The sequence below is a fragment of the Acidiphilium sp. 34-64-41 genome (assembly GCF_002282635.1).
Classification (GTDB): domain Bacteria; phylum Pseudomonadota; class Alphaproteobacteria; order Acetobacterales; family Acetobacteraceae; genus Acidiphilium; species Acidiphilium rubrum.
Genome location: NZ_NCJX01000060.1, coordinates 25,399 through 35,716, shown reverse-complemented (window position 1 = coordinate 35,716; position 10,318 = coordinate 25,399). Strand labels below are relative to the sequence as shown.

Genomic DNA, 10,318 nt, shown 5'->3' with positions numbered 1-10,318 from the left:
GGAGCAATAGAACGAATTGCCATCGATCAGGCCATACAGCGCCATCAGGCGTGATCCCTATTTCTGCGATGATCAGACGCTGGTCCGCACCAGGCCGCTTACGATCGCCCAGATTTCGGCATCGTCGGGGACCACCTGACCAACATCACCCAACCGCCCCGGCCGCAGCCACCATTCACCGCCGCGGTAGGCCAATTGTGCCACCAAAACCTCCCCATGAACCATGACGATCGCGACTTTGCCGTGCGCTGGCGGGGCAGCCGCGTCCGCGATCAGGATGTCACCCGGCAGAATGCCCCGCTCAATCAGGGCCTCACCGGAAACCCGCACCGGATAACGGTTGGCGCGACGCAGATCCAGGATTTCAGCCAGATCGATCGGGCCTTCCAGGCTATCCGCGGCCGGCGACGCGAACCCGGTTGTGTTCCCCCCGTTATAACTACCTGCCAAACTCATTCGTAGCTCCTCGATCAGCGGATGCGAACATATGTGGAACATCGAAGGGGGGCAAGGGGGCCGATCATAAGGCGAACGGGCTGGCGTATGAGCCGTAATCCTCCCGGTCGAATTGGCATATTGATGATTTCTGGTAGGCGAATGCGCGCAGCTGGGCGGCGGCAAAGATAACGAGGGGATACAGGGTGACGAAGGTATTTATCGCAGAAACCATGTCGATGCCATCGTGGCGGAGATGAAAAAGAGCGGCAAATTCACGCTGCCGGGTTTCGGGACCTTCACGGTGCGAAAGACCAAGGCACGGAAAGGCGTCAATCCGCGTCTCGGCACCCCGATCAAGATCAAGGCCGGCAAAACGGTCAGGTTCAAGGCGTCACCAACGTTGAAGAAAAAAATGTGATCGGGGTCAGAAACTGTGCGCCTGGCAGATCATTTTGGCAGGATCGTAGGACCGCGTAATCGTCAACGAGGAGGCGATTCCGGGAAATACTGAGCTTCCGCTAATGGCGGGAGCTGGCTGTAAACTGCCTGACCGCTTTGGATCTAGAAATTAGAGAAGCAGTCATTGCCTACCGGAAGCCGCATTGCCTGATAAAAACGGACACTTCACGCTTGTTGCGTATGCCGTAGCTCGTATCCGTTATCGGAAAAGCTGCTATTATATTGGGCAGTCACTACGAGCTTGGAGAATCTCTTTAGTCACGACGCATACGATAGAGGATTCACAATGATGCTATCGGCCACTCAGCCCGCACCAGGAACTGCCTGATGTCAGCAACCGCGGCGCTTTCCCGATCGACCAGCTCAACCGTCATGTACGACTGGCCGCGCTTCTGGATTCCACAAACTGGCATCCTTGACCTCTCAGATGCCGGATTTCTGCGCGATCCTGTGGATAGCCTGTACGGAGCGGGCCCGCTTCGCACCTTGACCCAGCTCGCAGGGTCTCCGGCGTTGGCGTTACTCGGCGAACCGGGCATCGGCAAATCCGCAACCCTAAAGCGGGAACATGATCGGGTCTCCGCCCTACCGTCCGAACAAAAGATTCACTCGATCTATGTGGACCTGAATACGACTTCCAGCGAAGACCGGCTCCACCGGCACATTTTCGAATCTGTCGAGATGGGTGCCTGGAAGGCCGGCGACGCCCGGCTTTGCCTACACCTCGACAGTCTCGATGAGGCCATGCTGCGGATCGAGACCGTGCCCCATCTCCTTTCCGAGGGGATACGGGGGCTACCGGCCGATCGTCTGAACGTGCGCATCGCCTGCCGCACGGCCGTCTGGCCAGACGCCACCCTTGGACGCACCCTGATCAGCATCTGGGGCGAGTCTGGCGTCGGTATGGTCGAATTGGCACCGCTGCGCCGGCAGGACGTTAGTGCCGCGCTCGTGGCCAATAGCATCGACCCGGACGACTTCATCCCTAAATTGTTTGGCGCACAGGCCGTCGCCTTCGCCATCAAGCCGCTGACGCTAAAAATGCTGATCGCCCTTTACAAGCGCGACGGGGGGCTCCCGACGAGCACCGGTGATCTCTATCGCCGGGGCTGCCTCGCTCTTTGCGAGGAACAGAATGGCAGCCGCCTCGAAACCCGTAGGCAGGGCCAGCTCGGCGGGCGCCAGCGTTTGCGCCTCGCCGGCAGGATCGCCATCGCCACGGCCCTTGGTCATCGATTTGCGGTCTGGAATGGCCCGGAAACCGACACGCCGGGCGAAGACGTCGCCGTCAGCACACTTGCCGGCAGTCGGGAGGATGGAGATTTTCCCACGTTCACGCCGAGTGAAGAAGGTGTGCGCGAGGTTCTTGATACTGGTCTGTTCACCGCGCGCGGTGAGCGCCGGATGGGCTGGGCGCATCAGAGCTACCATGAATTTCTCGCGGCGAATTACCTCGTCGAGAAGGGCGTACCGGCCAAAACCATCTTGAAAGCGCTTACCCATCCTAGCGGTGGCCTGATCCCACCCTTGGCAATCATCGGGGCTTGGGCGGCATCACTTAGCCCAGAAGTCCGAGCATCCCTCATTGCAACGGATCCCTGGACCCTCCTCCGCGGCGATCTCACGACATGGGCCGCGGCAGACCTCGCCGCATTAATCGACTCGCTCTTGGCGTGGGTCGAACAGGGCCGCCAATTCGAGTACTTCTTCGGCCTCGCGGAAACCTACGAGAACCTGAAACATCCCGGTCTCCACCAGCAACTCCGCTCGGTGATAATGGACCGGACCCGAAGATTCACCACTCGACGGATCGCGCTCTCGATCGCCGAGCGATGTGAACTGAACGCTCTGCAGCCCGAGCTTCTCAAAGTCGCCCAGGACCCAACCGAAGACCACGTGGTGAGGGCCGCTGCGGTAGCTGCCCTCCGCCACTGCGGCGATGCGTCAGTGCCCGGGCAGATCCTGTCGCTGCTGCAAACTGGCCTCGGCGCCAATCCTCGTACCGAAATCCGCGGCTACGCCCTAGACCTGCTGTGGCCAAATCATATTACGGCAGATCAGCTGTTTGCATTCCTCGCCCCATCCGACGAGCACTATGTCGGTTCCTATGCCTATTTTCTATTTGAACTCCCTGATACGCTGAAACGCGAACACCTAGGTCCGGCGCTAGATTGGGCAACGACATATATCACGACATCCAATTCGATGGGAGAGTTCCGCGACAAAACATTAGCAGACGCCATCATGTTCAAAGCCTGGAAGGTGTTTGATGACCCGTCCTTAACTGGCCCGTTCATGGAGCACATTGCGGCTCGGTTGCATCAACACGGCGAGCTTTGTCGCGGCACGGACATTAAGGCGAACGAAGCGTTCGCCGCAAGCCTTCGTACGGACACAGCTCGCCGTCGGCTATTCGTCCTTCGTTTGGTCGAGCACGAAATGGACCGCCTTGCGGCGTGGCCTTACATTCGTAACGGCTTCGTCAGGTGAGCAGGATCACGTTGTTTGATGGTCGTCCGGTCGCGAAATTTGATGGACTTCCGGGTTCCACTTCCCGTGTTCTGTAGGGGGTCCGGGAAGCGGGAAGCGGAAGTATGCATTGGTGATACGGGGCCTGATTGGCGCGGTGGTTGAGGTTTGCCGTGCCTTAATCGCGGTTGCTGCGCTGGCGGGACTGGGGTCAGTTTTTGGTGAGGCGGTATCCGTCGGGGGATTTGATGACGCAGCCGTTGTCGATCATCGCGGTGAGGCGCTGATAGAGGGTGGCGGCGCGGATGCGGCAGCGGGCGCGGAGATCGGCGAACGGCTGTGGCTGGCCGGTTTCGGCGAGGGCGGCGGTGATGCGATCGTCGAGGGATTTTGGTGTGGCATTGTCGGGTGACGGCGCGCTGGCGTGACTGGGCTCGAGTGCCAGGGCATTATCGTGCTGGTTCAGTTCGAGTGTGATGCTGGGCATGGCGGGCGCGGCGCGATGCTCTGGGGTGAGGATGATGCGATCGTCGCCATTGCGGCGGAGATAGAGGTTGGAATCGCCCCAGGCGTGGAACTCGGATGATCCGCGCAGGGCCTGACCGGCGCGGAGTGTCCCGGCGCCTTTTTTTGCATGGTGGACGACAGCGACGGCGACGGCATGGTGCCGCTGCATGTCGCGCAGGAAGGCGAGCAGGGGTGCGACTTCGCCGCTGACATTCTCATCGATGCGGTGCAGGCGCACGAACGGATCGAGCACGAGGAGGCGCGGTTTCAGCCTGGCGATGGTGTCGGCGAGACGCGCGCGGTCGTCTTCGAGATCGAGGCGCAGGCTGGGTGCGGTGATCACCTGAACATCGAGGGCTGCGAGTTTGGTGCCGGCGGCTGCACAGATGCTTTCGAGGCGCCGGCGGACGATGTGAAGCGCGTCCTCGGCGGGATAGAGCAGGACGCGGCCGGGGCGTGTCACGGCGAAGCGGCGCAGACAGGGGACGCCCGCGGCGACGGCGACGGCCAGATCGAGGGCGAGGAAAGATTTGCAGCATTTGGGTTCTCCGCCGATGATGCCGACGGCTTCTTCGGCCCACAGTCCCTCGACGAGCCAGCGGTGCTGCTCGGGGCGGTCGGTGAGGTGGTAGGCTGGCTGGACCGGGAGCGGGGTCATCGCCGTTGGCGGGTGGTTGCTTTGGCTGTGTTTGGCGTGGGTATGGCGAGGGTCTCGAAGAACAGCGTCTCATCGATCTGACGCGCCTCGCGGTGTGCGGCGGCATCCAGCAGTTCGGCCGCCATGATCATCAGGGTTCGCAGATTGCCTTGGGCGTGATCGCAGATCGTTGCGATCACTTCCGGGGTCATCAGGGTGGGGGCGCCGGCCTGGCGGATGGCAAGCTGCAGGGTCTCCTGCAGATCCTGCGGGGTGGCGCGTTCGATCGCCAGGCGGACACGCATGCGGCTGGCGAGAGGGAGGAACTCCTCGGAGCGCAGGCGTTCGGCGAGCCGTCCGTCGCCGGCCAGGACGATGGTCAGGAGGATGTGGGAATCGAGGTCAGCTGAGGCGAGCAGGCGGAGTTCAGCGAGGACGGCGGGCTGCATCTCCTGGGCTTCATCGACCAGCAGTACCGGCCTGGAGAGGGTCGTCTGGATATGAGCCTGCCAGCGTTGGCGCAGGATTTTAGCCCCACCCCAGCGATTATGCGGGCGCAACTCGACGCCGAACAACTCGCCCATCTCGCGGTAGAAATCGGCGATGTTGGCCTGAGGCCGGCTGATCACGCCGACGGTCACGTCGCGCAATGTTGCCAGCGACGCGGCCAGGATCCGCAAGGCGGCCGATTTGCCGGAACCCGGCGCACCGGTGATCAGGTCTCCTTCGTCTTTGTGGAGATAGGCTGGGGGCAATCCGGTTGCCGCTTGCCGCTCGATCATGTTGGCCAGCAACGGCGCGATCCCGCGGGCCGGCGGCGCGACCGGGTCAGCGCTGACAGGCTGCAAACCGCGGCGCAGGCCGTTGGCGTTGGCGGCCTTGTCCTGGGGGAACAGCCTGCAGAGCACGGTGCCGGTTTGCGGATCGACGAGGTGAACCAGGGCAAGATCCTAGGCGGCGAAGCGGACCTCCAATGTGGTGAGGTGCCGATATTGGTTCGGCACTTCGAACCGGCGGCCTTCGATGACGATCGTGCCATCGCTCCTTCGCAAGGTCCGCTGCTCGCCGCGGGTGAACGCCAGTCTCAGAGTTGCGGCATCCGGGCATGGTCGTGTCACGGTGGGGCCGGCGAGAAAGCGCGCCAGGGGGGTGGCGTCGATCTCGCTGTGGTGCTTGCGATTGTAGTCGTAGTCTACCCAGGCCTGGGTCGCCTCGTTGAGCCGGGCCAGGGTGAGGTCATTGACACCTTCGAGCATGGCCATCAGCCGGCCCTCGACCGATCCCCAGAGGACCTCCTGCTTGCCGTTCATGTAGGGGCTGTAGGGCAGCGTGGTCTGATGAACGACGCCGAGCCGGGCGAGACCTTCGGTGATCTCGGTCGCCGTCATCGCCGCACCGTTGTCACTCATGGCCGAGCGGGGCATGCCGCGCTTCTGCATGGCCTGCGACAGACCGTGGGCAATGACCTCCGCGCTCTCGGACAGATACCATTGCAGGTGGCAGGCCAACCGCGAGCGGTCATCGAGCACGCCGAACAGGATCGGCGTTCGCCACTCCCCTCGCGGTGTCAGCACCTTGCGCGAACCGGAATGACAATCCCAGTGCCAGGTTCCGTTCACATACTCGCACTCATAGCTGCGGACCTCCCGGGCATCGAGCCTGGCGGCGGCAGCCAGGGCGCCGGCGGTCTGGCGCGCCGTCATCGGGGACCGCTTGGTCATGCCGTGGGTGGTCAGGAAGCGCCGGACCGTGGCGTAGGAGGGCACCGGGCGCAGTTCTGACCGGGTCTCGGCCAGGGCCACGAGGTTGTCGTGATGCAACCGCACACTCCAACTCTTGTGGGCTTGATATTGAGCTCGCAAGGCTTGGCGGAGCTCATCAGTCATCGACGCCTGCTGGCCGGCGTCCTCGCGGCGTTTGCGCCGCAGCACACCCACCGGGTCTTGGCGCTCATTCCGGCCGATGTAGAACCAGCGCTCGATCGTCGAGACACCAAAGCGAACCGGTTCACCGGTACTCGGATGCCGCCATTCACGGGCCGCCAGTTGCTTCAGGGCCGCGCGCAGCGCGCCCGCCTCCGGCGGTGCGGCCAACAAGTGACCGATCACCGAGAACCGCAGTTGCGCCCAGCGATCCTGAACACGCGATCTGCCTCGTTCTGTCACGTCTGCCCTCCAAAACAATCAGCGGGCTTACGGTAAGCACGTCACCGATCGTCGGCGACGTGCATCTTCTGCGGGTCGGCGGCGCCCGTCAGAAAGCGCGCATCGCCGAGGCTCCGCCGGTCAACGGCCCCAGGAACCGAAGCAGGGAGACGACCTGTTGTTCGATGCCGCCGCGAAAACGAGTGAGCACCGAGGCTGGCAGGGTCGCGGTGTCGACCGGAGGCATGAAGGCTGCCGCGGCAATCGGGCGGAACGCACTCTCCTCGGACGTGAATGTCGAGAGCCACCAGACGCGCCAGCGCGCGACCGTCCGCCGATCGATCCCGAGCGTGGCTGACAATTGCCGCAGGCGGGTGGCGGTGAGCCCATGGCACATCGCCGAAATCAACGTCACCACTGTGGCGAGATAGACCTTACGACCCAGAAAGCGCAGCGATGCCGGGGTGGTTCGCTTGCGACAACCGTCGATCGCGCAGCAGAAGCTGAAGCGTTGGCCGAACGCCTCACTCAAACCTGGGGGACCACCGCGCGGTTTGCGCTGAAATTGCGCCGAATGAAGGACGCCACCGCATGTCGTGCATCCTGCCGCCCTGGCGGTCGCGGCGATATCGCGATCAAACAGGAGCAACTGTTCATGAAACTTGGCATCTGCCAGCACTGCTTGATACAAGGGGCACCATCCTTTGAATTGAAATTGGCGGGATGACCAAAGTCGGACGCAATAATCTCTGTCCCTGCGGCAGCGGCAAGAAATACAAGCGCTGCTGCATGGCCCAAGATGAGGCAACCGCCCGCGAGGCCCGCGCAAGCGCCGCAAGCGCCGCAGTGTCGCCCCTCTCGGCCCATCTCTGCGAGGATTGCAACCACGATCTGGATGATGCCGCCAATGCGGTGTTTGCTTTGATCGAGGCGAAGCAATTCGATGAGGCTGAACGGGGCGCCCACGACGTTCTGGCACGCTTCCCCTACGTCCACGACGGCTACGAGTGCCTGGGCCGGCTGCATCAGGCCAAAGGGGACCATCGCCAGGCGATCGAGTGTTACCGCAAGGTCATCGCGTTCGCCGTCGAGGAACCGCAGTACTACGACCCGGAATTCGTCGATCACTTCCAGGCACTGATCTCCCACATCGAAACTCAGGCATCCAGCGGCTGATCCTTCCGGCCCACCCCTGCCCAGCATCGCCGGGTGCTCGGCAGCGTCAAGGCATCCACGCCTGCGGCGCGGAGCCTCCTTGACCCTGCCTCCGCTCCCGGCGGTAGCAAATGCAGGTCGGCGCCGAGGAATGGTCTTTCAGTCTCACCAAGGAATGAATGGAAGGAAGGAAGGAAGGAAGGAAGACCCTACCCACAGATTATCCACGATCCGCGAGGTCGCCTCTCGGCCAAACCTCAAATACCGTGATCAAATATCGCCGAAAACCCATCGCTTTGCATGCTCAGGCTCACAGGAACGAGGATCTCGAGTGGCTGGTTGCCATTTCTCCCGGAGGGGGCACGCCAGACGCACGACTGAGTGAGCAATCGCTCTGCAGCTTCATCAACTTCCTGTTCAACGCTGAGGATAACGAACAGTTCGAGCTCATCTACGCAGCGTGCGCGACCTGGCCATTACTCCGGTCCTATTTCGGATTTCTGCTCGACGGCGTTGCGATCGACTCTGCCGACGCAAATCAGGCCCGTGCGATGCAACAGCAAATGAAAGAGCTACGGGAACAGTCCCCCCCGCCAGCCGTGGAAGACCTTCCTGCGGAGATTGACGTGCTTCTGCTGAGGGCTGAACGGGGCGAATGGCAAGCGTGGTGGCAGCTCAACCTTGGCCTGATGCTAACCCCAGACAGCCGACGGATAGGCGACGAGCTTCACTACTTCATTACCAGCATGCCGGGCTGGGTAGCCGCCAATGAGTCGATTAGAAGCAGGATCGTTGCGACCGCCGTCCGCTATTTGGATGACGCCGATACGTCCGCAGACCTCTGGTTGGGGCAACAGCCGATGCGCCTTCAGCGCAACGATCTCGCGGCAATCCGTGCCTTGATTCTTCTTCATCAGGTGGCCCCGGACGACTACGAGAAAATCCCCACCGCAACCTGGGTAAAATGGACGCCGGTCATCGTGGGACTGCCGCGCATGGGCGTGGCCGATGGGTCGACAGAGATATCCACGATCTTGCGCGATGCCCTCACGAAGGCCCCCGCTTGGTTCATTGCGACTGTCAAGAAGATGATCTCGACCGAGAAGGACCGGAGCCGAGCTTTGACTCAATCACCGGCACCTAACAGCCCACCGCCGTTCTTGATCCTGCGGGATCTTGAGGGCTGCTGGGCACACCAAGGCCTCAAGGAGGCGCTCTTCGAGGAAATGCAGGCGCCGGACTTGAGCCCACAAGAGTACGCGGTGTTACTGGATGCTTTACTGAAGGCCGGGTTCGAACACGCGATCGACCACGCCGTTGCCCACATCACCGAATTGGATGAGAACACCTTGGCGATCGCCGACGTTCTCCTTCGCCGCGTGCCCGCTAACGCTTGGCCGGTCCTTTGGCCCGCACTGGTCGCAAACGACGAGTTGGCACGTGCCCTTCTGACGCACACGGCAAACCGCGCCTATCATCCCGCCCCGTTCTACACAGCAATCGGCGCAAGGGCGGTCGCTGATCTGTATCTGCTGATGTTACGTCTATTTCCTCCTGAAGCCGACCCCAAAGCGCCATCCGGATTTGTTGGTCCCCTTGATCTAATTCCAGACCTGCGCGACGGGACCGTGCGCTATTTGGCTGCAATGGGGACCCCGGAATCAGTGCAGGCATTGAGGCGACTTGCTTTGGAACGGCCTAATATTCCGCTGCTTCCTTTCGAACTGAGCCGCGGCGAGGCCGAGATGCGCCTCAAGTCGTGGTCTCCTCTCAGCGTAGCGGAAGTCCTCGCGATCGCCGATCGCCCAAGCGCGCAGCTGATAACCTCGGCCACCGATCTCCTGGAGACGCTTCTGGAGACATTGGGGCGGCTCGCTGCAGAATTACATGGCGCGCAAACCCCAGTCCGCGCTCTCTGGGACAAAATGCCCGGTAGACCTGTTTCGTATCGCCCACTCGAAGAAGATGGCGTCTCGGATTTCGTCGCTCGCTTCTTGCAACAGCAGTTGCAGGTCGAAGGTGTTTTCGTCAACCGTGAAGTCGAAGTGAAGAAAAGGCCAGGCAACTCAGTTGGCCAACGAACGGACATTCTGGTGAATACGATGCGGCGAGGACCAGATGGTCAGGCCCTTGATCCGATCGCGGCCGTTATCGAGGTAAAGGGGTGCTGGAATCCAGAGGTGTTTACCGGCCTCCAGGCCCAGCTTGTTCAAAAATACATGGTCAATCTGAGTGCGCCGGTCGGAATTTTTCTTGTCGGATGGTTCGATAAGACTGACTGGCATCGGACCGATCCTCGACGCGCACGGACACCGCATAGGCCTATTTCGGAAGTTCAGGATCAGCTTGATCAGCAAGCTGCGGCGGTCCCGGAGGGATTTCACGTGCGGGTAATGATGTTGGACATCAAGGCGCCCGGAGCATGAAGCTTAAGCCGCACCAGCGCATTGTGGTGGATCGCCGCGGGGAACGGGTAACTCGGCGTGCTTACTCCCGTAAAGGTAAATTA

The 10,318-nt window shown here is 61.6% G+C and carries 7 protein-coding genes and 2 pseudogenes; 4 read left to right on the top strand and 5 right to left on the bottom strand.

Annotated elements, in window-relative coordinates; genetic code table 11:
• Positions 1–72: 72 nt before the first annotated feature.
• Entirely contained in the window at positions 73–456 is a 384-nt protein-coding gene (locus B7X49_RS12545; protein WP_286839626.1) for a LexA family transcriptional regulator, read from the bottom strand.
• 214 nt (positions 457–670) lie between these two features.
• On the opposite strand from B7X49_RS12545, the pseudogene B7X49_RS12540 reads away from it, so the two are divergent.
• Positions 671–856 (top strand): annotated as a pseudogene (locus tag B7X49_RS12540) (HU family DNA-binding protein); the annotation flags it as partial.
• A 368-nt stretch (positions 857–1,224) separates the two neighbouring features.
• Positions 1,225–3,387: an NACHT domain-containing NTPase gene (locus B7X49_RS12535; protein ID WP_286839624.1), complete on the top strand. Its 2,163-nt coding sequence runs from the start codon at positions 1,225–1,227 to the stop codon at positions 3,385–3,387.
• 190 nt (positions 3,388–3,577) lie between these two features.
• On the opposite strand, the gene B7X49_RS12530 is transcribed toward B7X49_RS12535, so the two are convergent.
• The 4 genes and pseudogenes from B7X49_RS12530 to B7X49_RS12515 form a co-directional block, all read right to left on the bottom strand.
• Positions 3,578–4,531, bottom strand: a complete 954-nt coding sequence (locus B7X49_RS12530; protein ID WP_286839623.1) for an AAA family ATPase — start codon at positions 4,529–4,531, stop codon at positions 3,578–3,580.
• Positions 4,528–5,226: an ExeA family protein gene (locus B7X49_RS12525; protein WP_408735598.1), complete on the bottom strand. Its 699-nt coding sequence runs from the start codon at positions 5,224–5,226 to the stop codon at positions 4,528–4,530. Before B7X49_RS12525 ends, B7X49_RS12530 begins: the two co-directional genes overlap by 4 nt.
• A 3-nt stretch (positions 5,227–5,229) precedes the next feature.
• Positions 5,230–6,675 (bottom strand): annotated as a pseudogene (locus B7X49_RS12520) (hypothetical protein); the annotation flags it as partial.
• Positions 6,676–6,763: 88 nt separating this feature from the next.
• Positions 6,764–7,333 carry a hypothetical protein gene (locus B7X49_RS12515; protein WP_286839621.1) on the bottom strand — a complete coding sequence of 190 codons (570 nt, stop codon included), beginning with the start codon at positions 7,331–7,333 and terminating at the stop codon, positions 6,764–6,766.
• Positions 7,334–7,377: 44 nt separating this feature from the next.
• Between B7X49_RS12515 and B7X49_RS12510 the strand changes: the two genes are divergently transcribed.
• Positions 7,378–7,830 carry an SEC-C metal-binding domain-containing protein gene (locus tag B7X49_RS12510; protein WP_286839618.1) on the top strand — a complete coding sequence of 151 codons (453 nt, stop codon included), beginning with the start codon at positions 7,378–7,380 and terminating at the stop codon, positions 7,828–7,830.
• Between the two features lie 245 nt (positions 7,831–8,075).
• Complete coding sequence (locus tag B7X49_RS12505) at positions 8,076–10,235, top strand: hypothetical protein (protein WP_286839616.1); 2,160 nt, start codon at positions 8,076–8,078, stop codon at positions 10,233–10,235.
• Positions 10,236–10,318: the final 83 nt, after the last annotated feature.

What these genes read in the sequence shown, in the direction of transcription:
- B7X49_RS12545 (WP_286839626.1), bottom strand. Translation starts at nt 456, where the DNA reads ATGAGTTTGGCAGGTAGTTATAACGGGGGGAACACAACCGGGTTCGCG.
- B7X49_RS12535 (WP_286839624.1), top strand. Translation starts at nt 1,225, where the DNA reads ATGTCAGCAACCGCGGCGCTTTCCCGATCGACCAGCTCAACCGTCATG.
- B7X49_RS12530 (WP_286839623.1), bottom strand. Translation starts at nt 4,531, where the DNA reads ATGACCCCGCTCCCGGTCCAGCCAGCCTACCACCTCACCGACCGCCCC.
- B7X49_RS12510 (WP_286839618.1), top strand. Translation starts at nt 7,378, where the DNA reads ATGACCAAAGTCGGACGCAATAATCTCTGTCCCTGCGGCAGCGGCAAG.